A 26,136-nucleotide genomic window follows, 5' to 3' on the forward strand; every position below is an offset into this window, starting at 1 on the left:
CTTCCGGCGGCTCACCTCGGAGCACGCCTTCTTCGCGATTGTTACTCAAGTAACTTAAGTAAGTCAACCGAGTTGTGGTCCAGACCTTCTTCGATCAGCGGGTCATGCCGGTGCGCCAGGAAACCAGCACCGCGCGAAGTGCGCGGTACCCACCTTCTCCTCCGCCGGTGTCGTAGCGCAGACCGCCGCCGCCGAACGGCAGCGGTCGCGGAACGTGCAGCCGCTGTGCACGCCGGGCGCGAGGCCGCCGCCGACCGGCTCGGCCTGCTCCACCGCCGCCGTCCCCCGCCGGTCGGGATCGGGCGCGGCCGCCGCGAGCAGCTGCGTGTACGGGTGCTTCGGCCGCAGGATCACCTCCGACGCCGGGCCGCGTTCGACGATCCGGCCGCGGTACAGCACCGCGATGTCGTCGGCGAAGTGGCGGGCCGTGGCCAGGTCGTGCGTGATGTACAGGACGGCCAGCCGGTCCTCGCGCTGCAGCCGCCCCAGGAGGTTGAGCACGCCGAGGCGGATGGAGACGTCGAGCATCGACACCGGCTCGTCCGCGATGATGACCTTCGCACCGGGCGCGAGCGCCCGGGCGATCGCCACCCGCTGGCGCTGCCCGCCCGACAGCTCGTGCGGCCGGCGCCGGGCGATTTCGCCGGCCGGAGACAGGTTGACGCGCTCCAGGAGGTTCAGGACCTGCCGCCAGGTGTCCTCGCGGCCCCGGGCGCGCCCGTGCAGCAGCAACGGCCGCGCCAGGTGGTGCTCGACCGTGTGGAAGGGGTTCAGGGACGCGAACGGGTCCTGGAACACCATCTGCACGTGGTCGCGGTACGCCCGGCCGGACACCTCGGCACCGTCGTCGGCGCTGACCACGATCCGCCCGGACGACGGCGACTCGAGCCGGGCGACCATCCGGGCGATCGTCGACTTCCCCGACCCGGACTCGCCCACCAGCGCCGTCGTCCGGCCGGCGGTCAGGGTGAACGACACGCCGTCGACCGCGCGCAGCCGGGACCGGCGCACGCCGTCGCGGACCCGGAAGTCCTTGACCAGGTCGCGGACCGCCAGCTCGGTCACCGGACACCTCCTTCGGTGAGGGCCTGGTCGCGCAGGAACGCCCCGCGCTCCCCGGTCAGGCTCGGGAACGACGCGAGCAACGTCCGGGTGTAGGGGTGCGCCGGCGCGCGGTACATCCGCTCGGCCGGGGCGTCTTCGACGATCTCGCCGTCCTTCATCACCGCGATCCGGTCGGCGATCTCCAGCAGCAGCGGCAGGTCGTGGGTGATGAGGATGACGGCGAAGCCGAACTCGTCCCGCAGCCGCAGGATCTCCTTCAGGATCCCGCGTTGCACCACGACGTCCAGCGCGGTCGTGGGCTCGTCCATGATCATCACCTGCGGGTCGAGCAGCAGGGCCATCGCGATCATCACGCGCTGCCGCATCCCGCCCGACAGCTCGTGCGGGTAGGCGCCCAGCCGGCCGGGATCGACGCCGACCAGCCGCAGGACCTCTTCGCACTTCGCTTTCCGCTGCGCCTTCGGCAGGCCCGGGCGGTGGGTGGTCAGGACGTCGTCCAGCTGCGAACGCACTGTGGTCACGGGGTTCAGCGCGTTCATCGCCCCTTGGAAGACCATCGAGAGGCGGTCCCAGCGGAACGCGCGCAGCTCCTCGCGTTCCAGGGCCAGCACGTCGATGTCCGAGCCGTCGCGGTCGTGCAGGACGACCGTGCCCGCGGCGACCTCCGCGGGCGGCCGGTGCAGCCGGTTGATCGCGTAGGCCAAGGTCGTCTTCCCGCAGCCGGACTCCCCGGCCAGGCCGAGGATCTCGCCGCGCCGGAGCGTGAGGGACACGTCCTTGACCGCGTGGACCGGCGCCTGCGTGCGGTAGACGACGTCGAGGTGATCGACGCTCAGCACGACGTCGGCCCCGGCCCCGGCCGGCGGCCGGGTTTCCGGCCGTTCGGCACGCCGCCGCCGGCCCGCCACCCGCAGCTTCGGGTTGATGATTTCGTCGATGCTGAAGTTGATCAGCGAAAGCCCGCAGCCGAACAACGCGATGACCAGACCGGGCGGGACGAACCACCACCAGGCCGACCGCTGGAGGGCGAACCCGTTCTGGGCGAAGTAGAGCATCGTCCCCAGCGTCGAGGAATTCGACGCACCAAGCCCGAGGAACGACAGGCCGGCCTCGGACAGGATCGCCGCGATCACCGCGAACACGAACTGCGACGCCAGCAGCGGCAGCAGGTTGGGCAGGATCTCGACGGTGATGACGCGCCAGCGCTTCTCCCCCGCGACCCGGGCCGCGGCGACGTAGTCGCGGTTGCGCAGCGACAGCGTCTGGGCGCGCAGGACCCGCGCCGAGGCCGCCCACCCGGTGATGGCCAGCACGAGCGCGACCGTCCACGCGCCGCGCGACTCGGGCGGCACGAACCCGGCGATCACGATCACCAGCGGCAGCCCGGGGATGACCAGCATGACGTTGGAGAACAGGGAAAACACTTCGTCGACGGCGCCGCCGGCGTAGGCGCCGATGACGCCGAAGAACGCGGAGAGCACCGTCGCCAGCACCCCGACGATCAGGCCGATCTGGAGGGAGCCGCGGGTGGCGTACGCCAGCTGGGCGAAGACGTCCTGCCCGGTCTGGGTGAGACCGAGGAGGTGGCCGTCGCCGGGCGGGGCGAGGCCGGCGTCACGGATCGTGTCGGGGTCGCCGACGAACAGCGGCCCGAAGATCCCGAACAGGGCGATGACCGCGACCAGGCCGAGCCCGACGCCCAGGCGGGGCGACCACGTCGGCAGGACCGCGCGCAGTCCGCTGACGCGGCCCCGGCGGACGGGCGTCAGGATCGGCGCGCCCGTGGTGGTTTCGGGACTGAGGTTCGTCACGTGCCGTTCTCCTTCTCAGGCCCGGGCCCGGGTGCGCGCGTCGATCAGGCCGTACAGCAGGTCGATCACGAGGTTGGCGGCGAGCACGGCCACGGTGATGATCAGGAAGATGCCCTGCATCAGCGCGTAGTCGTTGTTCTGCACCGCCTGCAGCAGCTTCGAGCCGATACCGGGGTAGGAGAACACCTGCTCGGTGACGATCGACCCGGACACCACGAAGCCCAGAGAAATCGCGAACCCGGCCACCGACGGCAGGACCGCGTTCCGGGCGGCGTAGCGCAGCATCACCCGCCCGTCGCGCAGTCCCTTGGCCTGCGCGGTGAGCACGTAGTCCTCGGATCCGGTGGACACCATCATGTTGCGCATGCCGAGCAGCCACCCGCCGACCGAGGAGACGACGATGGTGAGCGCGGGCAGGGTGCCGTGGTACACAGCCGATCCGAGGAAGTCGGCGTTCCACCCCGGGTCGAGGGCCACGTCGTAGCCGCCGAGCAGCGGGAACCACCCGAGGGCGCCGGCGAGCAGCGCCGCCAGCAGCAGCGCCAGCCAGAAGTACGGGACCGCGGCCAGCACCGTGGTCCCCGGCACGAGGGCGTCCAGCCACGTGCCGCGCTTCCAGCCGACGACCATGCCGAGCCCGACCCCGAGCAGGAACGACAGCAGCGTCGCGATGCCCACCAGGACCAGCGTCCAGGGCAGCGCCTGGGCGATGACGTCGGAGACCTTGGCGGGGAAGACGCTGACCGACACGCCGAGGTCGCCGTGCGCCAGCCGGCCGAGGTAGGAGCCGTACTGCGACCACAGGGGCTCGTCGCTGTGGGTGCCCAGCAGCAGCTCGTAGGCGCGGCGCACCGACGGATCGGGGGTCGCACCGCGCTGGGCCAGCTTCGCGAGCAGGACGTCCACCGGGTTGCCGGGGAGCAGGCGCGGGATCAGGAAGTCGAGCGTCAGCGCCGCCCACAGGGCCACCAGGTAGAACGCCAGCTTCCGGAGGTAGTAGCTCACCGGTCACCGGCCCGCGGGCTTGAGCGCCTTGTAGATCTGGGCCTGGTCCGGCCGGCTCCACACCGCCGGGAACGCGTACAGGTTGTCCTTGGCCGGCCAGCCGGTGAACTTGGCCGAGTGGTATTCGCTCGTCGTGCCGCCGGTCAGGATCGGGATGTAGGGCATGTCCTGTTCGACGCGGGTCTGGACGACGTCGAAGTACGGCTGCCGCTTCGCCGCGTCGGTCGAGTCGATGCCCTTGACGGCGTTGAGGGCCGCGTCGACTTCCGCATCGGAGTAGCGGCTGTAGTTCGGGTAGGCCGATTCGCCGACCTTGGCCGTGGTCTCGGTCGAGAAGTAGTAGTTGTAGTCGTAGAAGGGGTCCGCCGACGGGCCCTGGTTCATCGCGTCGATCAGCAGCTGGAAGCGGCCGCGCACGCGCGCGTCGGCCCACTCGTTGTAGGACACCTGCTGGGCGGTCAGCTTGATCCCGGCGGGCTGCAGCTGCTGGGCCATGGTGGTGATCGCGGTGATGTAGTCGGTCCAGCCCGAGGGCACCTGGACCGTCAGCTCGAGCGGTTTGCCGTCCTTGGCGAAGAGGCCGTCCGGGCCCTTCGCGTAGCCCGCGCCCTGCAGGAGCCCGGCCGAGCGGGCCAGGTCGGGTGCCTTCGGGGCGAGCCGTTCCCGCAGTTTCGGCGAGACGTACTTGGCGTCGCGGCCGAGCAGCGTGAAGCCCGGCGAGATGTCGGAGGCGGTGTCCTCGAAGGCCAGCGCGTTGAGCTGGGTGCGGTTGATCGCGTAGTAGATCGCCTTGCGGACGGCCGGGTCGGTCTGCGGGCCGGTGCAGCCGAGAGCGGCGTTCGAACAGGTCGTGAGGTTCATCTGGTTCATCGGGACCGTGATGGCCTGGTAGCCCGGGTAGTTCTTCGCGACGTTCTTGATTTCGGGGACCGGCCCGGTCTGCCAGTCGATCTGCTTGCTCGCCAGCGCGTCCGCGCCGGACTGGTTGCCCGCCAGCGCGAGGTAGCGGATCCGCTTCACCGCGGGCTCGCCGCCCCAGTAGCCGGGGTTGGCCTTGAACGTGAACGCCTGGGGCTTGAACTCCTCGAGCACGAACGGGCCGGTGCCGACCGGCTGCGCGACCACGTCGTTCGCCGGGTCGGGGATCTTCGACCACAGGTGCCGGGGAACGATGAAAGTCTTGCCGAGGACCTGCGCGCCCTGCATGAACGCCGGCTTCGAGAAGGTGATCCGGACGTGGGTGTCGTCGGTGGCGACGGCCTGGCCGTCGTAGCCGGTGGTGTTGATGGTCTTGTTCTTCGCCACCATGTCGAGCGTGAACGCCACGTCCTCGGCGGTGAAGGGCGTGCCGTCGGAGAACTTCACGTTCGGCCGCAGGGTGACCAGCAGCTGCGTGCCGTCGGCGTTCCAGGCGAAGTCGGTGCCCAGCAGCGGGACGGGCTTCGCGTCCTGGGTGATGTTGTAGAAGAACAGCGGTTCGAAGATCGTCCCCGGCCCTTCCATCGTGCTGGAGGAGAACGGGTTGAAGTTGATCTGGTAGTCGCCCGACTGGCCGGTGTAGGCGACCAGCGTGCTGTCCGCGGCGGACCCGCTGTCCGACGACCCGCAGCCGGTGAGGAACGTGGTGGCCGCGACCGCGGCGAGCACCGCGCCGCCTGCCCGGCGACGCGCTGGGTGAACCGACATCAAGTCCTCCTGGCTGGGCTGCGTTGACCGTCCGCCGATCACGGCAGGCACAAGACTGAAGGCATTGTTAAGTCATCGAAGAAATTAAGTCAACCCTTTCGGGGCATCTGCCGGGCGCGAACGCGCTGTCTACACCCGGCTGGCGGGCAGCGCCTTGCTACTCTTCGCGTATCGACCTAAGTAAGTCGGCAGGAGTTCGGATGAGCGCGCCCACCAGGACCACCCCGCACACCAGCAGCCGGGCGGCGGTCCTCGACGTCATCCGGGCGGCCGGCACCATCAGCCGGGTCAGCCTGGTCAACGCCACCGGCCTGACCGGTGCCACGATCTCCACGGTCGTCCGCGGTCTCATCGACGACGGCCTGGTCCAGGAGACCGGACGCGCCGCGTCGACCGGCGGCAAGCGCCGCGTCCTGCTGCAGCTGAACCCGTCGGCCCGGTACGCCGTGGGCATCCACCTCGACCACGCCGACATCACGTACGTGGTCACCGACCTGGCGGGGGCCGTGGTCGCCCGCATCTCCCGGCCCGGCGCGGGGGACGCCGCCCCGGAAGCGGTCGTACAGCGGATGACCGAAGAGGCCTGGGCGCTCGTCGCGAGCGCCGACGTCGACCGCGCGCGCCTGCTGGGGTTCGGCCTGGTCATCCCCGGCCCCCTCAGCGCCAACGAAGGCATGGCGATCACCCCGCCGGCCATGCGGCGGTGGGCGGACTTCCCGCTGGGCGGCGAAATGCGCCGCGCCACCGGCCTGCCGGTCGTGCTCGACAACGACGCAACCGCCGCGGCGCTCGGCGAACACTGGTCCGGCGGCGTGGACCTGCCGCCCACCTTCGCCGCGCTGTACATGGGCAGCGGCATCGGCGCCGGGCTGATCGTCAACGGGATCAGCTACCGGGGCACGAGCGGCAACACCGGCGAGCTGGGCCACATCTGCCTCGACCTGGACGGTCCCGAATGCTGGTGCGGTGCGCGCGGCTGTCTCGAGGTCCTCGCCGGCCCGGCCGCCGTCGTGGCCGCCGCGCGTGCCGACCGCCGGCTCGCCCGCGCGGCCGGGCTGTCCCGGCGGGATCGCACCCCGGACCAGTCGGTGATCCCGGACTTCGCGGCGGTCAGCCGGGCGGCGCGACGCGGTGACGAGAGCGCGCTCGCCCTGCTGGAGCGCTCGGCGCGGTACGTCGCGGTCGCCGTGCGGAACCTGGCGAACATCATGGACCTCGAAGCCGTGGTCCTCACCGGCCCCAGCTTCGCCATCGCCGGACCGAGCTACCTGCCGGCGGTCGGCCGGGAACTGGACGGCATGTTCTTCGCCCGCGCCAACCACACCGTCGAGATGCGGCTGTCCCGGGCGGCGGCGACCGCACCGGCGATCGGCGCCGCCGCGATGGTGCTGCAGTCGGAGCTCGTGCCCCTGCACAGCGGCCTGCGGCTGCCGGAGAACCTCCAGCCGTCCGAACCCCCGCTGTCACCCGCCTCCTGAACGGCCCATCACCACGCCACCGGCGAACGACGCACACACGGGCAGCCGGGTGATCAGCGCGGCCTGGTAGGCGTGGTAGACGTCGGGCTTGCCCGGCCACACCGCGGCCGCGGGCGTGTTGCCGGGGTCGAGCTCGTGGTGCCAGGACCCGTTTTCCCGGTCCACGAAGTACTTCTCCGTGTAGTCGCACCACCGCCGGAACCACGAGAGGTACTGCGCCTCCCCGGTCGCCTGGTGCAGCACCCAGGCCGCGGCGATCGCCTCGGCCACGACCCAGTGCAGGCGGCTGCGCACCACCGGCGTCCCCGCGAAGTCCGTGGTGTAGACGAAGCCGTCCGCGCCGTCGACCGACCAGCCGTCCCGGACCGCGGTGGCGAAGAGCGATCGGGCGCTCTCGAGGAGCCGGTCCGGGGCGCGGCTGCCCAGCGCGGTCCGCAGGTGCACCGCCAGCCGGGCCCATTCGAAGAGGTGCCCGATGGTGACGCCGTACGGCCGGAACGGGTGGGCCGGGTCGTCGCGGTGGTAGCCGGGCACCTCGGTCCACTCCGCCGTGAAGTGCTCGGGGAGCCGCCAGCCGTGCCCGCGGGCGACCCGGCCGACGAGCCGCTCGACGATGTGGGCGGCCCGCTCGCACAGCCGCGGGTCACCGGTGACCTCGGCGGCCGCGAGCAGGGCTTCGACGGCGTGCATGTTGGCGTTGGCCCCGCGGTAGGGCTCGAGCCGGGTCCACCCCCGGTCCCAGACGTCGGCCGCCAGGCCCGCCGCCGGCTCCCAGAAGCGGTCGTCGAACACGCCCAGCGCCTCGTCGAGCAGGACGCGGGCGTCGCCGATCCCGGCGGCGGCCGCGCTCGCCGCGGCGAGGATGACGAAGACGTGCTCGTAGGCGCGTTTGTCGTCGCCGACCGGGCCGGCCGCGGTGGCCGACGCGAACCACCCGCCGTGCTCGTCGTCGCGCAACAGGCCGGTCAGCGCGGCGACCCCGTGTTCCGCCAGTTCGCGGTCCTCGCCTCTCCCCTGGGCCACGGCGAGGGCGAAGACGTGCGTCATCCGGCACGTGATCCAGGTTTCGACCGGTCGCCCGCGCACCGGGCGGCCTTGCTCGTCCAGCCAGGCGAAGCCGCCTTCGGGGTGCCGGGAAGCACGGGCGAACTCCAGCAGCCGATCCGGCTCGGCGGACAACCAGGGCGGTACCACCTCGGCGGCGAGCAGACGGCTCTCGGGCACCTGGCCTCCTTGTTCGCACATCAGAGCCCGCCCAGCTTACTTCATTAATCTATCTAATCAAGTCACTCACGAGCTGATCCTCACCGCCGTCCCCGGCTGGCCGCTGCCCGCGTCCATGCATTTCGTGCCGTTGTAGACCCGCAGCTCGCCGGCCGTCGTCGGCGTCCAGCGCTGGTTGGTCCCGCCGTTGCAGGTCCAGACGACCAGCGCGGTGCCGGTCGCCTGGGACTGGTTCGCTACGTCGACGCACTTGCCGGAGCCCGCGCCGACCAAGCTCACCGCCTGGTCGCCCGGCCCGGGGTCACCGCCGCCCGGTTCGTCGAGCGGGCAGGTGCTGCGGTAGCCCGAAATGCCGGTCGAATCCGCCAGGGACGGGCACCGGAACTTGCTGTACCGGGTGTCGTGGTCGGCGAAGATCTTCAGCCACGGGATGGCCCGCACCCGTGAGTTCGAGGTAGCCCTTCTCCACCCCGGCCGGAATGCCGTTGTAGAGGTTCTGGACGCTCGACGGGCTGACGGTCCCGTCGCTCTGCCCGGCCAGCAGCAGCGCCGGAACGTGGTCGGTGGTCAGGTTCTGCGACGGGCTGAACGGCGCCAGCCCGACCGCGGCCCACAAGGACGGCCGGTGCAGCGCGGCGTACATCGCACCCCCGCCACCCATCGAGTGCCCCATCACCGCCAGGCGCTGGGTGTCGACCCGGTCCCGGACCGAGCTGCGCTGGGTCAGGTAGTCCAGGCGGCCAGCAGCTGGGTGCCGCGGGCGGTGTCGTAGTCGGTGCGGCTGAGCGTGTCGATCCCGATGACGACGAACCCGAACGAGGCCAGCCAGGGCCCCATCCACACGCCTTCGGCCGCCCAGGTGGCGGTGTAGCCGGGCACGATCGCGATCGCCCCGAACTTGCCCTGCGCGGTGTCGGCCGGGTAGTGGATCTTGCCCGCGGCGAAGCCGTTCCCGCCGCCCACGCTCAGCTCCGCGGTCGCGAAGGTCCCCCGCGTGGCCGCGACGCTCGCCGTGGTCGGGTCGGGCCTCGCTGGTACGGGTTGTCGGCGGCGAAGGCCGGCCGGGCACCGGCCGGCGTGACGATCCCGAGGACGACCGCCACGGCGGCCAGAGCCACCGCCCACCTCGATCCACGGAACATGGGACCTGTTCCTTCCTTGGTGTCTTGGTCACCCGATGACCGCGGCGAGCCGGGCCGCGATCTTCCGGTGCCCCGCGTCGTTCGGGTGGGTGCCGTCCGCGGTGTCGGTGGCCGGGCCGATCCAGCCTTCCGTGGCGATGTGACGCACCTTGCCGTCGCCCGCGTCGTTCCGGGCGGCGACCGCGGCCTTGGTCTCGGTGGGCGCCGGACACGGTGTGCGAGCGGTCGTTGGTGCCGAGGTTGATCACCACGTCGCTGACCTGGTAGCGGGAGAAGTCCCAGTCCGGCGTGCTGGTGTCCAGGCCCGTCTCGAAGTACTTGTAGCCCGCCGTGATCGAGTCGCCGACGAACCTCACGATCCGGGACGGCACGCTCACCGCCACGGTGTACGCGCCGGAGTCCAGGCTCACGCCCTGGAACACCTCGTCACCGTGGTAGGAGCCGGCATCCTGCCGGTAGGCCACCCGCAGCGTGTGCGTGCCCGGCGGGAGCCGGGCCGGCGTCAGGTTCACCGTCCCGCTCACGTTCCGGTACGACGCCCCGGCGCCGCCATCGACACTCGCGTACAGGTCGACGCTCGCGCGTTGACGCAGTTTCACCGTGGCCCGGTGAAGCCCACCACCGCGTAGGCGCCGGCCCACCCGGGCACGTAGGCAGCCGGCGACCGGGCGTCCCACCGCCCGGAGTACCGGATGTTCGAGTCGGACGGCGAGCCGTCAACCGTGGCGGCCACCGCGAGCGTCATGGCCCGCACCTTCCGACCGATCGTCATCACTTGTCCGCTTCCGCGGTTGTTCGTCCTAACGGGACAGTCCGAAGAAGTCGATCGCGTACTGGGCCATGCCGTCGACCAGCACGTTGTGCGGACCGCCCTGAACGCTGATGCCCTCGACCTGGACGGTGCCGCCCGCGGTGTAGCGAGTGCGGGTCCAGGTCGGTTGCGGGCGGTCGGTCGTGGTCGGCGTCTGGCCGATGCCGGCCACGTTCGTCCACTGCTTGATCGCTTCCCCGAAGTCGGGGTACCGGAGGACGTCGTCGGCGGTGCCGTGCCACAGCTGCATCCGCGGCCTGGGCCCGGTGTAGCCGGGGTACGCCCCGCGGACGAGGTTGCCCCACTGCTGCGGGGTCTTGACGATCTGCCCGTTGGCGCACTGGCTGTTCCACTCGGAACCGTCGGTCGTGGCGAAGCAGCCGAACGGGACACCCGCGAAGGCGGCGCCCGCCTTGAACACGTCCGGGTAGGCACCGAGCAGCACGTTCGTCATCATTCCGCCCGACGAGTGACCGGTGGCGTACACGCGCCCGGCGTCCGCGTGGTAGCGCTGCAGGACGTACCGGACCATGGACACGATTCCCACCGGGTCGCTCCCGCCGTCGTGCCGCAACGCCTGGGGGGAGGCCACGTCGAAGCACTTGCTCGCCCGGGTCACCGACGGGTAGACGACGATGAACCCGTAGCGGTCGGCCAGCCGGGCGAACTCGGTGTTGGTGTAGAAGGCCGGCCCGGAACCGGTGCAGTAGTGCACCGCCACGAGGACCGCCGGCCGAAGCTTCACGGAGTTCGGCACGTACAGGTACATCCGGAGGTTCGACGGGTTCGCCCCGAAGTCCGCGATCCGGGTCAGTGAAGCGGCGGACGCCGAGGGCGCCCCCGTGATCAGGGCCGCGGCGACCAGTGGCACCGCGAGCAGGCGACGGAAGATCTTTCCTCTGGCCATGGTGGTCCTCCTTCGGTGCGGGTATCGAGGCGGTTCGGCCCGGGCACGATGAGGAAGCGCTTTCTCAGCTCCGGCAAGAAGGCAACCGCACGGCCGGGAAAGAGGCAAGACCGTTCGCCGTCGACTTCCGCGAAAGCAAACCGGAACGGGAACAAATTTCCGACCGCAACTGAACGATAAGCGCCCGAGTCACCTGCTGCGACGGCGTCCGGGGGCACGGCTCGTTCAGGCGACGCTCGGCCAGCCGGCCGAATCGTAGGTCAGGCGGTTGACGCCCAGCAGGGACGCGCCGTTGTCGGCGTAGTAGTGGTAGACGAGCAGGTCGCCGTCGTTGTCGGCGAGCACGGCCTCGTGGCCCGGCCCGTGGACGCTGCCGTGGCCGGCCAGGATTTCGGTGCCACCACCGGAATTCATCGCCACGCCGTTGCGGTCGGCGTAGGGCCCGGTGACGCTCGTGGACCGGCCGACCATCACCCGGTAGGTGCTCGACGCACCCCGGCAGCACAGGTCGAACGACACGTACTGGTAGTAGTACTGGCCGCGCTTGACGATGAACGGCGCCTCGATCGCGCCGCCGCCCCGCCCGGCGATTGCGGTCAGGCCGCTCCCCTGGCGCAACCCGGTCGCCGGGTTCAGCTGGATCAGCTTGATGCCCGACCAGAACGAGCCGAAGTCCAGCCACCACCGGCCCTGATCGTCCACGACCAGGTTCGGGTCGATGGCGTTGAAGTTGTCACCACTACGGGATTCGACGACCAGGCCCCGGTCGGTCCAGCTGCCGGAATTGCCGGACGGGCTGGTGGCCAGGAAGATCGCCGAGTGGTTGGAGCCGAACGTGGAAGCCGCGTAGTACAAGGAGAACTGGCCGTTGTGGTAGGAGATGTCCGGAGCCCACAGGGCGCGGCTTCCGCCGGTGTAGGCCGTGGTCCACGGCGCTCCGTTCGGGAACACCGAACCGGCGTTGCGGAACGCGACGCGGTCGGTGGACGTCTTCAACGCGAGGTTGTCGCCCGTGTGCGCCACCAGGTAGCTGCCGTCCGGGCGTTTCACCACGCTCGGGTCGTGCACGCCGATGTCTCCGGTGACGCGCCCGGGATTCGGGTAAGTAGCCGCGTCGGCGGCCGGTGGGGCGAGGAACGCCGTCGCGAACAGGACGACTGCGATGAACCGTGCTCGAGCGGCCGGCATGGTGCCTCCGTGGGGATCCGACGATGGTGTTGCTGACGGACTCACGGCTGGAAGCGCTCTCAGCGGAGATTAGCCGAAGCTGTGCGACGCCGACAAGACCGCCGTCTCACGTGCGGCCGCCCGTCGTCTGGCGCACGGATGCCGGAACGCTGCCCAGCACTTAGTCAAGATTTATGATTATCATAGATCTGGACCAAGTAGCGGACTGAGGAGCTGACGATGTCGGTCATCGAGCTGACCACCTTCACCGTGACCCCGGAGAACACCGAGGCGATGCTGGCCGCGCGCCCGGGCATGGTGGCCGCGTTCCGGCGGGACCGGCGCGGCTTCCTCGCCGCTCGCCTGGTCCGCCTCGACGAGCGGACCTGGCTGGACTTCGTCGAGTGGACCGACGACGCAGCGTGGGACGAGTCCAAGGCGAAGGGTGCGAACCTGCCGGAGATCGGGGCCTTCTTCGCGACGATCGGCTCCCTGGTCGGCGCCGAGCGCGGTGTTCGCTACGACGACGCCGAGGACGGCGCCCGGCGCGTCCGCACCGTCGCCTACGGCCCCGAGCCGTCGCAGGTCGGCGAGCTGTACCTGCCCGAGGGCGACGGCCCGTTCCCCGTCGTCGCCGTCGTCCACGGCGGGTACTGGACGGCCATGTGGGACCGCCGCCAGATCACCGACGTCGCCGACGACCTCGTCGCTCGCGGGTACGCGGTCTGGAACGTCGAATACCGCCGGATCGGCGAGCCGGGCGGCGGGTGGCCCGGCACCTTCCACGACGTCGCCGCCGCCATCGACGCCCTCGACGGCCTGGACCCCGCGCTCGACCTCCGCCGGGTCGTGCTCCTCGGCCACTCCGCCGGCGGGCACCTGGCCACGTGGGCCGCCCACCGCGGTGCCCTGCCGCCCGAGGCGCCCGGTGCGCGCCCGAAGGTCACCCCGGCCGGCCTGGTCGAACTGGCCGGCGCGCTCGACCTGCGGGCGGCCGACGCCGAGGGCTTCGGGAAGGTCCTCGCCGACCCGGACGCCGAACCGCCGGAGGACGCGCCCGAGCCGGCCCGGCCCGAAACGTGGCCCGCCGTCGCGGCGGCCGTCGGCGACGGGATCCTGCCGGTGCTGCTGGGCGGGCACGCCGCCGACGTGCCCGAGCGCTACGCGTGGACGTCGCCGCTGGAGCTGGCCGGCGCCGGCGTCCCGGTCCTCGCCGTCCACGGCACCGCCGACGAAGCCGTGCCCGCCGACTGGAGCCGGCGCTACGTCGAGAAGGTCGCCGCCGAGGGCGGCATCGCCCGCTACGTCGAGGTCGAGGGTGGCACCCACTTCGACGTCGTCCGGCCGGGCCACCCGGTGTGGGCGGAGATCACCGGCTGGATCCGTGAAACCATCACGGGGCCGGAGCAGGCGTGAACGAGGAGGTGCGGGCGATCACCCGAGCGGAACGCAACTCGACGGACCCCGACCTGGGCGTCCTCGCGGGCCGGCTGCTGTTCGCCGTACAGCGGGAGCTGTTCTCGAGGCTCGCCGAGCAAGGCTTCGACGACCTGAAACCCCGCCACGGCGCGGTGCTGGCCTACCTCGACGAGGACGGGGTGCGCGCCACCGACCTGTCGCGGCTGTCCGGCCAGCACAAGCAGAACATCGGCATCCTCATCGACGAACTGGAGTCACTCGGGTACGTCGAGAGGAGCCCCGATCCGAGCGACCGCCGGGCGAAGCTCATCCGTCCCACCGAGCGCGGTGTCGCGCAGATGCGCACGGCGGACGCGATCATGGCGGCCATCCAGCGGCGGCACACCGAACGCCTCGGGGACGAGGACTACGGGCGGTTCAAGCGCCAGCTCATCGAAATCACCGAGCACCAGCGCGCCCACAACACCTCCCGCGGCGACGACTGAGCACTCACTACCGTTCTCACAGCGGTAAAAGGTCCGCCGGCAAAGGTGCTTGCTCCAGATGGGGCCAGAGCGAACGGCCCGCGTTCTGGAACTATTGCGCGCATGGCAGACAGCGCGACATCGCCGGCGCGGGAGTGCGCCTTCTGCGCCATCGTGGCGCGCCAGGCCGAGGCCAGCGTGGTGCACGAGGACGAGGTCGTCGTTGCCTTCATGGACATGAACCCCGTGACGCCCGGCCATCTTCTCGTCGTGCCACGTGAGCACGCCTCGGGCCTCGAAGACCTCGATCGAGCCACGAGCGCACACGTCTGGTCGGTCGGGCACGACCTGGCCCGAGCCTTGCGACGCTTACGCAGGGGCTGCGAGGGAATCAACATCCTCCTCTGTGACGGCGAAGCCGCCTTCCAGACGGTCTTCCACTTCCACCTTCACGTCATCCCCCGCTACGCAGGAGACGGCTGGACGCTCAAGGCCGACACCCCGGAACGCGAGAGATCGCTCCTCGAGAGTGACGCGCAAGCGATCAGAGACGCCATCGCGTCGACGGGCTGACCGCGACTAGGCCGTGCGGGTGACACGGCTCAACCCACCGGTGCGGCGGCGCGTGGACCCGGCGTCGACCGATTCCGAGGGGGATTCGTATGTTCCGACGTGCTGCCGCGCTCACCTTCGCGGCACTCGCACTGGGCTCCACCGTCAGCGCGCCTTCCGCGACCGCGGCCGGGGCCTGCACCTGGACCGCGCACAACATCGAGGCGCCCGACGGCTACTTGGCCGCCGATGTCCACATCAGGGGGACCGACAGCCGCGGCAACTACTCCGGGGACGTCAGCGACCGGAGCGTCGACATGGGCCGGGTCGTGCTCTGGACCGAGGGCAAGCCGCGCATCCCGGACGCGGTCGCGGCGTTCGTCTACCCGAACGTCGTCGACGAGAACTCCGCGGGAACCGTGCTGCTGGACGGCGGCCTTCCGTCGACCCCCCGGGGCGTCTACCTGTTCAGCGGCGGCCACCGCGGTCCCGGCACGCTGAGCCGCCTGCCCGACCCGCCCGGCTACCGGCTCGAATCGGCCGTCGCCCTCGACGACCGCGGTGACGTGCTCGCCTCCGCCACCGATCTCGAGGACGGCCACCGGGTGAGCGTCCTGTGGCCGGTCCTGGCCGCGGGACCGCGGATCATCGACATCCCGGACCGGTACGGCATGGACCTCGACGACGACGGCACGGTGCTGCTCGGCGCCCCGGACAGCAAGCTCGGCGGACTCTGGCGGGCCGGCGTCGTCACCCCGCTGACCGGCGAAGACCGGCCCGTGCTGATCCGCCAGATCCGCAACGGCGTCGTGGTCGGCACGGCGATCGACTCGTGGCCCGCTTCACGCGCCCTGGCGTGGCACGGCCCGGCCGACCCGCGTCCCCTCGAGCAGGGCGGGACAGCGGAAGCGACCAACAAGCACGGACTGATCGCGGGCAGCCTGACCAACCTGATCGGACCGGCCGCGGTCTGGCAGGACACCAAGCTCCTGGGCCGGCTCCCGTTCCCCGACGGCGGCGACGCGGACGTGTTCGTCATCGGCGACGACGGCGTGATTTTCGGCAACACCAGCAACGCGCCGGCCGCGCTGCGCTGGACCTGCACCTGACGAACGAGGAGCGTTCCATGAGACTTCTGCGCCGCACCCTGGTCGCCGTGCTGAGCTTGGCGGCCGTCCTCACGGCCGCGCCGCCCGCCGGGGCGGCCACCAACCCCTACACCCCGACCGAAGTCTGCGGTTCCGGCTACCGCATCATCTCGTCGCTGCCGGCCAAGACCGACGGCGGGAGCAAGTGGGGCGGGGTCTACCTGCTCTACAAGTCCGGCGGCTACAACTGCGTCGTCACCATCAAGTGGTCGTTCATCGGGGTCGCCACCGACACCTTCGCCGGGCTGAACCGGGACTCCGAGGACTCGAGCCAGAACATCCACGACCGCGGGAACTTCAAGTACTACGCCGTCGTCCGCGGGTACGCGCCCCAGTGCATCAGCTACGCGGGCTGGGTCGGCGACAAGACCGGAGACGCCGGCACGACCGCGGTCGCCGTCAGCGGCTGGGGCTGGTGCGACTGAGGCACCAGCCGGGCGGCGGTCGTGGATCAGTGCGGGCGGCCCGGAATGTGCGGCGGGACGGGGATGTTCCGGAGTGGCGGTACCTCGATCCGGTGTCCCGGTGAAGGCGGCCCGGGCCTGGCGTCCTGGGCGGGACCCCGCCTCCCGTCACCCGGCTTCCCCACCGGATTCGGGCCGCCGGGCGGGCCCTCGGGCGGACCGGGTTTGTTCGGCTGGGACACCGCACTGAGGATCGTCCCGTCCACCGCTCGGATCTTGTTCCCGTCCTGCACCCGGACGTTCACGGTCACGCCGGGTTTCGCGCCCACCTCGACGAGGCTCTTCCGGATCGCTTGTGCCTCGCTGCCCTGTCCGAAATGGACATTCCGGAGCTCGACCTTCAGAAAGGCACCGCCGCCGTCCTTGGAGCGCAGCTCGGACAGCTCCTTGATGTGCTTGCCGACATCGCTCTTCAGCTGGGCCAAGTCGACCGGTCCGCCTCCTTGCGGCCGATACCGGTTGACGTCGACCTTGATCTCCCTGGTCACCCGGGTCACGTCGACGGGCCCGCCCCGCCACGCGGGCGGTTTGGCGGAGTCGATCGGCGCGACCGGCTTCGGCCATTCCCGGAAGTCGGCCGAAAAGCGCGATCGGTCGGCCGTCGGCGGTGGCGGCCGGTGATCGGCCGGACCGCCCGCTTTCGGCTTCTCCGCGGACTCGGCGGGACTCGGCTTGTGCGGGCCGTCCGGGGTTTTGGCCGGCGCCGGTCCCGGTCCCGCGGGCAGCGGTTTCGCCTCGGCCTTGGACCTTTCCCGCCACTCCCCCTGGGAGATCGGGGGGCGCACATCCACCGGCGGCGGCGGTGGCGGTTTTGGCTGGTCCGTCGACCTCGGCCGGTCTCCGGTCATGATCACTCCCGGTGTCTCGGGGCGGGTCAGAAGCTGGTCGCGCCCGGAAGGACCACGGACAGGTGGGCGTGGCCGAATCCGTCCGCGAACGGGGTTATGTGGGCTTGCTGGTCCTTCGCCGCCTCGCGGATGACGGCCGCCGTGCCCGCGTCCAGCCGGGTCACGTCCCCGAACGGCTTCACCTCCGCGGCGGTCCGCGGTTGCGTGAAGTGCGGATCCTCCGCCTTCAGCAGGGCCTCGGTCGGCCGGGCGTTCACGACCGCGTACGACGAAGCCCGGGAATCACCCCATTTCCGGGTGAGCTCGAACGCCGCCCCGCCGCCGGGATCGCGCTGGTAGGCCTCGGGGTGCGCGCCGACGTCCTCGGCGTACTTCTGCAGGTGCCCGCGGTTCTCGGGAATCGGGAACTTCGTCGGCAACCGCGGGAGGCCCAAGCCGTAATGGCCGGCGGGCAGGTCCGCCACGAGCGCCTTGACCGCCGCGCGTGACTCCGCCGGGCGGGTCTCGTCGAACCGGTGACCGCCGTACGCGGCGATGTCGAACGCCACGCCCTCGCCGTGCTTGCCCTGGGGGTGCTTCGCGTCGCCGAACCGGACGTAAGAGACGATCTCCAGCACGTCCGAGCCGTGCCCCGGCTCCGTCCGGCGCTCGGCGGTCTTCTCCGCCAGGACACCCAGCACCGAAAGAGCCCTGGCCTGGTTTGCGGCGATCTCGAGGGTGCGGCCGTCGCGGGTCAGCTCCACTGTGGACTTACCCGGCGGCGGGCCCGCCGCGATCCGTTCCAGCTGCGCCTTGATGGTGGCGTCCAGCTTCACCACCGGGTTCTTGCCACTGCTCAGGTCGACGAGCCGTCGGGCGTCCTCGGCCGGATCCTTCTCCGCGGGCAGCGGCTGCAGCTGCGCCTTGACCTTGTCCCGCCACTCCCCCTGGGAGATCGCCGGTCCGGCCACCACCGCCGCCGGCGGTTTCGGCTGGTCCGGCGGCTTCTGCGTCGTCGGCGTGTCGGCTCCCATGATCACTCCTCTTTTCTCTGCCGCAGGCGGGGAACGAGGTGGAGCAGCGACCATCCGTCGTCGGCGAACGGCATGGTCGCCGCCGCGGCTTTGGCGTCCCAGCTCTCGCCGTCGGCGACCACGCCGCCGATGGCCAGCTCGAGCACCGAGGGCCGCCGGGTGCCGAACGTGACCGCGTCCCGGACGCCCTGGTCGTCCTGCGCGCGATCGTTCCAGCCCCGGACCGCGGTCAGCTGGTCGAAGCAGTCTTCTCCCGGGATGGCCCGGCCGTAGCGGCGTTCCCAGGCGTCGGACGACGGATGGCGCTGGTAGCCGGGTGCCTGCTGCGCGAGGCTTTGCTCGACGGGTTCCCATTGGTAGGGCTTCGCCAGGAAGCCCCAATCGTCGCCCTGGCAGTGGTTTTGCCCGTCTCTGGACAACGACTCCATCAGCACGTCACGGCAGTGCCGGGCGAGCTCTGCCGGGGACAGGCCGGGTTGCAGCTGCCCGGATCGGACGTCGACGGCGTCGTCGACCGCGTGGGAGACCGCACACTGCAGGATCCGGGGTGGCTCGGCGCCGAGGAGGCGCCGGTAGCCCGGGTCGAGGGTGGGATTGCGGCATCTGACCAGGTGCGCGAGGACGGTCAGCTCGACCCAGATCGTCAGCACCGGGTACCGGGCGAGCACCTGACGGGCTTCGCTCATCTGGCGCAGCGTGCAGGCCTCGGCCCGGCAGGCGTCGCCGCAGGTCGGGCTGCGGCGCCCGATGAGGCCGGTCACCGGGGCCGGCGGCGCCAGGTCGCCTTTCTCGGCGCTGCGGCCGTTCGGGACGCGCACCAGGAGCGGCCGGTCCATGCCGTCGGTGAAGACGGCGCCCTCCCCCTTCTCGAGCGAGACGACGTAGCGCGACTGGCTTTCGCCGAGGTTCATGGTGGCGCCCACGCTCCTGCGGTCGTCCTCGGCGGGCAGCCGGTGGACGACCTTGACGGCGGTGTTCTTGATGACGTCGGGCACCAGCTTGCTGGGAATCTGTTCCACGATGACCAGGCCTTCGCCGTAGGCGCGGACCTCGGCCAGCAGGGCGGCGAACATCTCCACGGCCTGCGAGGCCGCGCCGGTCGCCCCGGGGTCCGGGCGGCGCAGCAGGCGGTGCGCCTCTTCGATCACGGTGAGGTGGCTCAGCGGGTTTTCGGCGGTGCCGCCGCGGGTGATGCGCAGGTACTCCGACAGCTGGATCAACACGGCGCCCATGAGGAAGGCCTTGTCGGCGTCGTCGCCGACGTCCTCGATCTGGAACACGACGTTGCGCCGCATCAGCTCCGCGAAGTCGAGGGGGTGGCCGCCTTCGAAGAACCGGCCGGTGGTGCCGAGCCGCAGGCTGCCCAGCCGCACGGTGATGAAGCCGTGGACGTCGGCCGCCATCTCGGGGCCGTAGCCGACTTCGGCGACGACGTTCAGGGCCACCCGCTGCAGATCGCCGAGCGTCGGGTAGCGCGGCCGTCCCCCCGGATGGGCGGGCTCGCCGAGAGCCAGGTCCCAGCCGAGTTCCTCGTAGCAGCGGGTCAACGCGGTGGCGAGGATTTGCGGGAACGGCTCGTGGGCCTCGAAGGCCGCCAGGAACAGCGCGCGGGTCAGGTCGAGGTGCGTCTGCAGCGAGAACCTCTTCTCCACACGGTCGCCGTCCGCCGGGGACACGGCCGGGATGAGCGGGTTGAAGCCGGCCGGCGCCACCTCGGCGGCACCCGGCTTGATCACCACCACCTCCGGGGTGGCCCCGGTGGGCGTCCGGCCGATGCGCTCGAGCCGGTTGGCCATCCGGTGGTACTCGGCCTTCGCCGGCTCGATGACCAGCCACGGCAGGCCGGCCCGGGTCGCTTCGGTCAGCAAGTGCCGGACGGTGAAGGACTTTCCGCTGCCGGTGGCGCCGCAGACGAAGGTGTGCCGGTTGAGCGAGTCGTGGCTGAGCGAGACGCCCCCGGCTTCGGTGCGGGCCGAGTCGAGCACCTCGCCCAGCTTCACCCCGCCGGGGTGGGAGTGCTCCGGTGTCACGTCGAAGCGGTGCGGGTCGACCACCCGGACCCCGCCGAGCTCACGCCGGGGCGGCCGGGTCAGCGGGACCAGCAGGTCGGTGGTGGCCAGGAAGGCACCGGCGTCGGGGCCGGGATCGGCGGTGGCCGGGCCCAGCGGAGTCAGGACGTACGGCTGGTCCTGCAGATCGGCGGCGGCGCACAGCATCGCCGCCGAGCGGCGCGCTTCGGCTTCGCCGACCCCGCCGACGAGCACGCGGACGCGCCAGGTGTGCTCGGCCTGCGACCGGGTGAGTTCCCGGTGCCGCGCCTGCTTGCGTTCGAGCGTGATCCGCTTGGCTTCCCCCACTTCGCCGCGCGAGAGCGGCAGGATCTCCCCGACGAGCCGGTCGAGCTCGGGCTGGACCCGGTGCGGCGGCAGCGGTTCGGCGAGCACCAGCCAGGCGAACGGGTCGCGCAGGTGCGCGAGGTGCTGGTCGAATGACCCGCGACGACGGCCGTTCGGTGTCTGCTTCGACGCCGCGGGCGCCCACAGCGCGTCCGGCGTGCCGACGCAGGGCACCCAGAACCGGAAGCCGCCGAGCAGCTCGGCCACCTCGGCCGGGGGCAGCGGGGTGGCGCGGGCGCCGGGCGGGAACAGCACCTCCGGTGCGCGGCCGTCGCCGGAGGTGTCCGGGCTCCCCGCGGCCAGCGGGAAGTCCGGCAGCCCTCCGAGCAGGAACCGCAGGCTCCGGGTGTGCCGCGGCCGGATCCACGCCGTCGCCAGCGCGGCCGCCGGCTTCCCCCCGGCGAGCAGGCTCGTGTGGGCGCCGCCCAGCGATGCGGCCAACGGCCCGTCGCCGTCGTCGCCGGTGTCACGACGGTCCTTGCGGTCCTTCGCCTCGGCCGACGGCGGCGGCGCCGGGACCTCGGTCAGTTCACGGAATTCGACGCCCAGCCACGGGGTCATGCGCGTCGCCCCGGCCCGGCCGGCACGCTCGACACCCGGTCCATGACGCAGATGCCGGGGTAGCAGTTCGCCATCAGCACCCGGCGGTCTTCGCCGGAGTTGTCGACCAGGATGAAGTCCGTGGGCGCCATCCCGAGGATCGACTGGGGTTCGGTGATGAACTCGTAGACGCGGGCGCGGCCGGTCGAGGTGCCGATGTTGTCGGCGGCGGACCAGTTCCGGCTGCCGGTCCAGGCGTGCCCGCGGGAGTCGGACAGCCCACGCTCGTTGCGCATCCGCTTGCGGGTGCTGTTCGAGCCCGCCGTGGTGTTCGCCGAGAAGCTGTCGCCGCCGCCGTCGGTGAAGGTCCGGCCGAACTGGGACGTCACCTGGTTGACGACGAACTTGTGGCCCTTGCCGATGAATTCGGCCGCGATCGTGGCGTCCCGGTGGTTGTACATCTTCATGATGCAGACGGCCCCGCCGGTGCCCACGGTCTTCTCGATGTCGCCCTGCGGCTGGTCGAGGAACAGCACCAGCCGGATCCCGGCGGCGCGCGCCTGCTCCGACAGCGCCGCCACGGTGCTCGCGCCGAGCCGGTCGGCGCCCGCCACGACGAGGTGCGAGCCGAGCAGCCCGGGTACCCGCATCGCCGGGCGCGCCAGCTGCAGCAGCAGCCGGTCGATCAGTTCCGTGCGGTCGTCACGGCCGCCCGGGGTGGCCAGCAGCGACACGTCGTCGCGCGACCACAGCGGCCCCGCTTGTCCCCCGGCGGGGGCGAGCCGGTGCAGCACGTCGAGCCGGCTCGCCCAGTACCGCAGCCGGCGGCCGGTCCATTCGTTCTGGTCGACCTCGCCGATCCCGTCGACGAGCCGGCCGACCTCGTGCGGCGCCAGTACTTCGACGTCGCCGCCGCGGCGCAGCACCCGGAGCGCGGCCGCGAGCCGGGCGAAGGTCGGCGGCTGGTCCAGGCAGGCGAGCACCTGCCCGAACACTTCGGTGGCCAAGGCCCGCTCCTCGCGTTGCTCGCCACCGCTCGCCCCACCGGTGTCCGCCCGCTCGGTCAGCGCGTACGCCAGGCTCTCGGCGATGTCGTGCTGGGACAGGCCGGCCAGCAGGTCGACGTCCGAGCCCTCGTCGAGGATCGTCCGGCGGGTCCGCAGGCCCTTGGCCGCGGCGATCCGCACCAGCTCGCCGCCGACCTCCTGGCCGGTGAGGTCGAGGACGGTCAGGCGGTGCCCGCGGACCAGGAGCGACGTCCCCAGCGTGACGAGCAGGCAGGCCCACCCGAACCGGTGCGGGTCGCCCCCGAAGACGTCGACCCTGGTCGGTTCCGACACCGGGTGCACGGGATACCACAGAGGACCGCTGCGGTGCCGGACCAGCGCCTGCTGGGCCGCGTTCTGCTCGGCCTGGTGCTGCCGGACGGCGGTGTCCCACTGCCGGAGCGCCTGCTGGTGCCGCTGCTTTTCGGCGGCGCGCAAGGCGAGGTAGGGCTGTTGGAAGGCGCGGATGCTCGCCGACGCCCGGCGCATCGCGCCCAGCGCCTGGAGGACCCAAAATCCCATCAGGATGCCCGCGGCGGGCAGGAGGTAGCCGTAGACCTTCGTCGCCTCCCGGCCGCCCAGGTGGGCGACCTTGCTCGCGACGGTCGCCTGGTAGACGCCGAAGGCGAGGAAGGCGACGACCGCGAGCGTCAGGCGCACGACCAGGTTTCGCGCGGCTTGCGACCGCTGGGCGTGCAAGGGGCCGACATCGGGGTGCGGCGGTTCGATCCAGGCCGGTTTCGGCCCGAGCTGCAGCGGCGCCGGAACCGGCGGCGGCGGATCCGCGGTTTCCGCGCCCTGCCACCCCCACCGGACCGGCGCCGCGAGCAGCCGCGGCGCGAACAAGGCGGGCCAGTCTTCGGTGCTCGCCGCGAACGACGCCCGGCCGGGCATCCGCGAGTCGGCCGGCAGCGGGGAGGCGCTGCCGGCGAACACGGGCCCCCGGCCGGGCGCGCCGGCGTGGTGCAGGCTTTCCCGATACCGCTTGGCCTCGGCTTTACCCGCTTCCTTGGCCTGCGTTTCGGAGGCACCACGGCCCACCGCGGCCAGGGCCGCACGCGTCGCCGCGTCGATTTCCCCGCCGTCACCGCTGATGACGCTGTTGGCGAAGTACCGCCGCCAACCGGCCTCCATCGCTTCGTTCATTCGTGGCTCCCCCTCCCGGACTGTCTTCACTCAGAGACAGCCGGCGTCGCCTTGATACGTGTCCGCAGGAGGAACCGGACGGCGCCGCACCCGGAACGGCGCGCCCAGCGTCGCAAGGCGGGCTCCTCGGCTGAGTGCCATCCGCATAACGGCCGACCTGCGGCCGGTTCAACTGCGGGCGGGGCGGCTACCCTGCTCGCGGTTGAGCTCACAGCCGATCACTCGGGCGCGGATCCGTCACCACGGGGCGCGCCGGCCTTCCTCCACGCACCCCGGGTGCGAGACAGTGCGGTGCCCATGACTCCCCCCGCCGATCCGGCCGCCGAAGGACATCACCCGCTGGTGGGGCAGCCCCACAGCGATGACGAAGAGGGCACGGTCGCCGAGGCCGAAGCCGAAGCCGCGGAAATCAGCACTCCGGAACAGCCTCTGGGCGGCATCGGGAAGCGGCTCGATCGGCGGTCGCCGTTCTTCATCGGCATGGCCGCCGCGGCCGGGGTCGCCGTGACCTACGGCCTGATCCAGCTCCTCGCCGGCGCCGAGCAGATCCTCGTGCTGGTCGGATTGGCCCTGTTCCTCGCCATCGGCGCGGAACCCGCGGTCTCGTGGCTGGTCACCCACCGCTTCCCGCGCTGGCTCGCCGTCACCACGGTGTTCGTCGTCGCCTTCGGTGCCGTCGGCGGCTTCCTCGCCGCGGCGATCCCCGTGATCGTCGAGCAGGCCACGGCGTTGGTCAAGCAGGCCCCGGAGTACCTCCGCGAAGCCCAGGACCACAACACCTTCCTCGGCCGGCTCAACGAACGCTTCCACCTGCAGCAGGCGATCGAGTCGTCGTTCAGCTCCGGCGGCGGCCTCACGAGCGGTGTCCTGGGTGCCGGCAAGGCGGTCTTCAACGTCGTGACCGACGCGCTGATCGTGATCGTCCTGACCATCTACTTCGTGGCCGATCTGCCCCGCATCCGCGCCACGATGTACCGGCTCATCCCGCACTCCCGCCGGCCGCGGGCGATCCTCATCGGCGACGACATCTTCTCGAAGGTCGGCGGCTACGTGCTGGGCAACCTGGCCGTCTCCGTCATCGCCGGCGCACTCACCCTGGTCTGGCTGCTGATCTTCGGCGTCCCCTACGCCGCGCTCCTGGCGATCGCGGTCGCGGTGCTCGACCTCATCCCGGTGATCGGCTCCGTGGTCGGCGGCGTCCTGGTGAGCCTCGTCGCGCTGACCGTCTCACTCCCGGTGTGCCTGGCGACCGTGGGGTTCTTCGTCGTCTACCGGCTCGTCGAGGACTACCTGCTGGTGCCGAAGATCATCGGGAACGTGCTCAAGGTGCCCGCGCTGGTCACCGTGGTCGCCGTCCTGCTCGGCGGCGCGCTGCTCGGCATCATCGGGGCGCTCGTCGCCATCCCCGTCGCCGCGGCGATCCTCCTGCTGGTCGAAGAGGTGCTCTACCCACGCCTCGACCAAGCGTGACGAACCGGTCCAGCGGAACGGTCCGGGCTACGTTCCCGGCCACGTCCGGGGTTCCCGGCCGTACGCCGGCACCGCGTACGGCCGCCGCCCGGTCTCGAAGAGGACGACCATTTCCCGGCCCGCGCCGCCCACCAACGCCGCGCGGCCGGGCTGGTGCCGCAGCCTCGTGGCGCCGTGGCTGGACAGCGTCGCCCGCAGCGCCGCCCGGCTCCCGTCGGGATACTCGACGAGCAGATCCGGCCGGTGCCCGTACCTCCCCGGGTCGGTTCGGACGGTGACCGCGGCCGGTCGCCAGCCGGTGCGCACCACGGCCTCGTGCCGCATCGACCACCGGCCCCAGCCGATCAGGCTGAAGACCACGGCCGTCACCAGGCCCACCCCGACCATCCAGAAGAAGGCGGGCCCGCGGGGATCGACACCGTCTTCCAGCGTCGTGCGCGCGCGGTCCGGGTCGGCGGGGTCGTAGACCACCGTGACCGTCGCGCCCTCGACGTAGCGCCGCTTCGAGCTGAGGCGGACGGAGGCGAAGTGCAGTTTGCCCCGCACCGAGTAGGAGACGTAGATCCCGGGCGGGTGTCGTTCGAGCAGCAGTACCGTCCCGGGCACCCGGGCACCGTCTTGCAGGAGCCTGCCGGCGGACGATTCGTAGAGGGCGAGCCCGGTGAAGACACCACCGGCGGCCACGAGCCACAGCGCGGCGAGGACCAGCGCCCGCCGCCCCAGCACGCGCAGCCGGCGGGTCTCGGCGGTCAGGTCGACGCTCTCGTGACCACCCGCGCCCTCCGGCGGCAGCCACTCCGAATCGTCCGGCACGAGATCAGCTTTCCACAGGTCCACACCGAGAACGTCGAACTCGGGCAAATCCGCGTCGCGCCGTCGCTGCCGGGAAGTGCACGGGGTGCCGATTTCGCAGGTCGCGGCGCGACGCGCGAAGGTTCCCGTTTCGGCGGACGCTTCGGGCAGGGGTAAAACGTTTCAGGGCGCTTGACGCCGTTCAGCCACGGCTGGCACGGTCGGCCTGGCAAGAGTGCCTCACCCACCTGGGGTAGCAGCGGGCAGGCGCTCTCGGCAACTGGGGTGATTCACGGGGGGAAGGCCGAACCCACCCCTCAAAGCAGGGACGCATCCGCGGACAAGCCCGTCTATTTCGTGCGGGTAATGCTCCGCTGCCGGTTTGCGCCGAGATTGTCCGATTGCGGCGGGGTCCTCCGCGGTAATAGAGAATCGAAAGAAAGCGGGCTTTCGCAGTGAATCTGAGAACCAAAATTCTGGCCACCATCACGTTCACGTTCGCCGCGGTCCTGGCCGTGGCCGCGCCGGCGCCGGCGGCCACC

At 71.4% G+C, this 26,136-nt stretch carries 22 protein-coding genes and 1 pseudogene; 7 read left to right on the top strand and 16 right to left on the bottom strand.

Annotated elements, in window-relative coordinates; translation table 11 throughout:
* Positions 1–102 precede the first annotated feature (102 nt).
* From C2L58_RS15590 to C2L58_RS15605, 4 genes are read right to left on the bottom strand one after another with little or no spacing between them, the layout of a single operon-like run.
* Positions 103–1,065, bottom strand: coding sequence for an ABC transporter ATP-binding protein (locus tag C2L58_RS15590; protein ID WP_103338291.1), 963 nt, complete (start codon positions 1,063–1,065; stop codon positions 103–105).
* On the bottom strand, positions 1,062–2,876 hold the full coding sequence (locus C2L58_RS15595) for a dipeptide/oligopeptide/nickel ABC transporter permease/ATP-binding protein (protein WP_103338292.1): 1,815 nt from the start codon (positions 2,874–2,876) through the stop codon (positions 1,062–1,064). The genes C2L58_RS15590 and C2L58_RS15595 overlap by 4 nt, the downstream gene beginning before the upstream one ends.
* Before the next feature lie 15 nt (positions 2,877–2,891).
* Entirely contained in the window at positions 2,892–3,881 is a 990-nt protein-coding gene (locus tag C2L58_RS15600) for an ABC transporter permease (RefSeq protein ID WP_103338293.1), read from the bottom strand.
* A 3-nt stretch (positions 3,882–3,884) separates the two neighbouring features.
* Positions 3,885–5,567, bottom strand: coding sequence for an ABC transporter substrate-binding protein (locus C2L58_RS15605; RefSeq protein ID WP_233225739.1), 1,683 nt, complete (start codon positions 5,565–5,567; stop codon positions 3,885–3,887).
* A 200-nt stretch (positions 5,568–5,767) separates the two neighbouring features.
* Between C2L58_RS15605 and C2L58_RS15610 the strand changes: the two genes are divergently transcribed.
* Entirely contained in the window at positions 5,768–7,045 is a 1,278-nt protein-coding gene (locus C2L58_RS15610) for an ROK family transcriptional regulator (RefSeq protein ID WP_103338295.1), read from the top strand.
* Here the strand turns inward: C2L58_RS15610 and C2L58_RS15615 are convergent.
* The 6 genes and pseudogenes from C2L58_RS15615 to C2L58_RS15635 form a co-directional block, all read right to left on the bottom strand.
* The gene (locus C2L58_RS15615; RefSeq protein ID WP_103338296.1) at positions 7,031–8,269 is read right to left on the bottom strand and encodes an AGE family epimerase/isomerase; all 1,239 of its coding nucleotides are present in this window, start codon (positions 8,267–8,269) and stop codon (positions 7,031–7,033) included. The two genes, C2L58_RS15610 and C2L58_RS15615, sit on opposite strands and share 15 nt — an antisense overlap.
* A gap of 66 nt (positions 8,270–8,335) precedes the next feature.
* A complete protein-coding gene (locus C2L58_RS50435; RefSeq protein ID WP_233225740.1) occupies positions 8,336–8,710 on the bottom strand; it encodes an RICIN domain-containing protein in 375 nt (124 codons plus the stop codon).
* Positions 8,711–8,750: 40 nt separating this feature from the next.
* Positions 8,751–9,394 (bottom strand): annotated as a pseudogene (locus C2L58_RS51710) (dienelactone hydrolase family protein); the annotation flags it as partial.
* A gap of 612 nt (positions 9,395–10,006) precedes the next feature.
* Entirely contained in the window at positions 10,007–10,156 is a 150-nt protein-coding gene (locus tag C2L58_RS50450) for a hypothetical protein (protein ID WP_233225742.1), read from the bottom strand.
* A gap of 55 nt (positions 10,157–10,211) precedes the next feature.
* A complete protein-coding gene (locus C2L58_RS15630; RefSeq protein ID WP_103338297.1) occupies positions 10,212–11,129 on the bottom strand; it encodes an extracellular catalytic domain type 1 short-chain-length polyhydroxyalkanoate depolymerase in 918 nt (305 codons plus the stop codon).
* 225 nt (positions 11,130–11,354) lie between these two features.
* Positions 11,355–12,317 (bottom strand): arabinan endo-1,5-alpha-L-arabinosidase, encoded by a 963-nt coding sequence (locus tag C2L58_RS15635; RefSeq protein WP_103338298.1) that lies wholly within the window; start codon positions 12,315–12,317, stop codon positions 11,355–11,357.
* Between the two features lie 219 nt (positions 12,318–12,536).
* On the opposite strand from C2L58_RS15635, the gene C2L58_RS15640 reads away from it, so the two are divergent.
* From C2L58_RS15640 to C2L58_RS15660, 5 genes are all read left to right on the top strand, one after another.
* A complete protein-coding gene (locus C2L58_RS15640; protein WP_103338299.1) occupies positions 12,537–13,712 on the top strand; it encodes an alpha/beta fold hydrolase in 1,176 nt (391 codons plus the stop codon).
* Positions 13,709–14,200, top strand: coding sequence for a MarR family winged helix-turn-helix transcriptional regulator (locus C2L58_RS15645; protein ID WP_233225743.1), 492 nt, complete (start codon positions 13,709–13,711; stop codon positions 14,198–14,200). The genes C2L58_RS15640 and C2L58_RS15645 overlap by 4 nt, the downstream gene beginning before the upstream one ends.
* A gap of 102 nt (positions 14,201–14,302) precedes the next feature.
* Positions 14,303–14,752: an HIT family protein gene (locus tag C2L58_RS15650; protein ID WP_103338300.1), complete on the top strand. Its 450-nt coding sequence runs from the start codon at positions 14,303–14,305 to the stop codon at positions 14,750–14,752.
* An 89-nt stretch (positions 14,753–14,841) separates the two neighbouring features.
* Positions 14,842–15,840: a hypothetical protein gene (locus C2L58_RS15655; RefSeq protein WP_103338301.1), complete on the top strand. Its 999-nt coding sequence runs from the start codon at positions 14,842–14,844 to the stop codon at positions 15,838–15,840.
* A 17-nt stretch (positions 15,841–15,857) separates the two neighbouring features.
* On the top strand, positions 15,858–16,304 hold the full coding sequence (locus tag C2L58_RS15660; RefSeq protein WP_103338302.1) for a hypothetical protein: 447 nt from the start codon (positions 15,858–15,860) through the stop codon (positions 16,302–16,304).
* A gap of 26 nt (positions 16,305–16,330) precedes the next feature.
* On the opposite strand, the gene C2L58_RS15665 is transcribed toward C2L58_RS15660, so the two are convergent.
* The 4 genes from C2L58_RS15665 to C2L58_RS15680 form a co-directional block, all read right to left on the bottom strand.
* A complete protein-coding gene (locus C2L58_RS15665; RefSeq protein WP_146073607.1) occupies positions 16,331–17,134 on the bottom strand; it encodes a hypothetical protein in 804 nt (267 codons plus the stop codon).
* An 83-nt stretch (positions 17,135–17,217) separates the two neighbouring features.
* On the bottom strand, positions 17,218–18,204 hold the full coding sequence (locus C2L58_RS15670) for a hypothetical protein (RefSeq protein ID WP_103338304.1): 987 nt from the start codon (positions 18,202–18,204) through the stop codon (positions 17,218–17,220).
* A gap of 2 nt (positions 18,205–18,206) precedes the next feature.
* On the bottom strand, positions 18,207–21,161 hold the full coding sequence (locus tag C2L58_RS15675; RefSeq protein ID WP_103338305.1) for an ATP-binding protein: 2,955 nt from the start codon (positions 21,159–21,161) through the stop codon (positions 18,207–18,209).
* Entirely contained in the window at positions 21,158–23,332 is a 2,175-nt protein-coding gene (locus tag C2L58_RS15680; RefSeq protein WP_103338306.1) for a hypothetical protein, read from the bottom strand. The genes C2L58_RS15675 and C2L58_RS15680 overlap by 4 nt, the downstream gene beginning before the upstream one ends.
* Positions 23,333–23,674: 342 nt before the next feature.
* Between C2L58_RS15680 and C2L58_RS15685 the strand changes: the two genes are divergently transcribed.
* Complete coding sequence (locus tag C2L58_RS15685) at positions 23,675–24,802, top strand: AI-2E family transporter (RefSeq protein ID WP_103338307.1); 1,128 nt, start codon at positions 23,675–23,677, stop codon at positions 24,800–24,802.
* 27 nt (positions 24,803–24,829) lie between these two features.
* On the opposite strand, the gene C2L58_RS15690 is transcribed toward C2L58_RS15685, so the two are convergent.
* On the bottom strand, positions 24,830–25,615 hold the full coding sequence (locus C2L58_RS15690; RefSeq protein WP_158264121.1) for a DUF3592 domain-containing protein: 786 nt from the start codon (positions 25,613–25,615) through the stop codon (positions 24,830–24,832).
* 329 nt (positions 25,616–25,944) lie between these two features.
* A partial coding sequence (locus C2L58_RS50455; RefSeq protein ID WP_233225744.1) for a hypothetical protein occupies positions 25,945–26,136 on the bottom strand: 192 nt, incomplete at its 5' end.

The sequence above is a fragment of the Amycolatopsis sp. CA-126428 genome (assembly GCF_002904335.1).
Classification (GTDB): domain Bacteria; phylum Actinomycetota; class Actinomycetes; order Mycobacteriales; family Pseudonocardiaceae; genus Amycolatopsis.

Coding starts and splice junctions, on each gene's coding strand:
- C2L58_RS15605 (WP_233225739.1), bottom strand. CDS start 5,567: ATGTCGGTTCACCCAGCGCGTCGCCGGGCAGGCGGCGCGGTGCTCGCC.
- C2L58_RS15610 (WP_103338295.1), top strand. CDS start 5,768: ATGAGCGCGCCCACCAGGACCACCCCGCACACCAGCAGCCGGGCGGCG.
- C2L58_RS50450 (WP_233225742.1), bottom strand. CDS start 10,156: ATGACGCTCGCGGTGGCCGCCACGGTTGACGGCTCGCCGTCCGACTCG.
- C2L58_RS15630 (WP_103338297.1), bottom strand. CDS start 11,129: ATGGCCAGAGGAAAGATCTTCCGTCGCCTGCTCGCGGTGCCACTGGTC.
- C2L58_RS15635 (WP_103338298.1), bottom strand. CDS start 12,317: ATGCCGGCCGCTCGAGCACGGTTCATCGCAGTCGTCCTGTTCGCGACG.
- C2L58_RS15640 (WP_103338299.1), top strand. CDS start 12,537: ATGTCGGTCATCGAGCTGACCACCTTCACCGTGACCCCGGAGAACACC.
- C2L58_RS15650 (WP_103338300.1), top strand. CDS start 14,303: ATGGCAGACAGCGCGACATCGCCGGCGCGGGAGTGCGCCTTCTGCGCC.
- C2L58_RS15655 (WP_103338301.1), top strand. CDS start 14,842: ATGTTCCGACGTGCTGCCGCGCTCACCTTCGCGGCACTCGCACTGGGC.
- C2L58_RS15660 (WP_103338302.1), top strand. CDS start 15,858: ATGAGACTTCTGCGCCGCACCCTGGTCGCCGTGCTGAGCTTGGCGGCC.
- C2L58_RS15670 (WP_103338304.1), bottom strand. CDS start 18,204: ATGGGAGCCGACACGCCGACGACGCAGAAGCCGCCGGACCAGCCGAAA.
- C2L58_RS15675 (WP_103338305.1), bottom strand. CDS start 21,161: ATGACCCCGTGGCTGGGCGTCGAATTCCGTGAACTGACCGAGGTCCCG.
- C2L58_RS15680 (WP_103338306.1), bottom strand. CDS start 23,332: ATGAACGAAGCGATGGAGGCCGGTTGGCGGCGGTACTTCGCCAACAGC.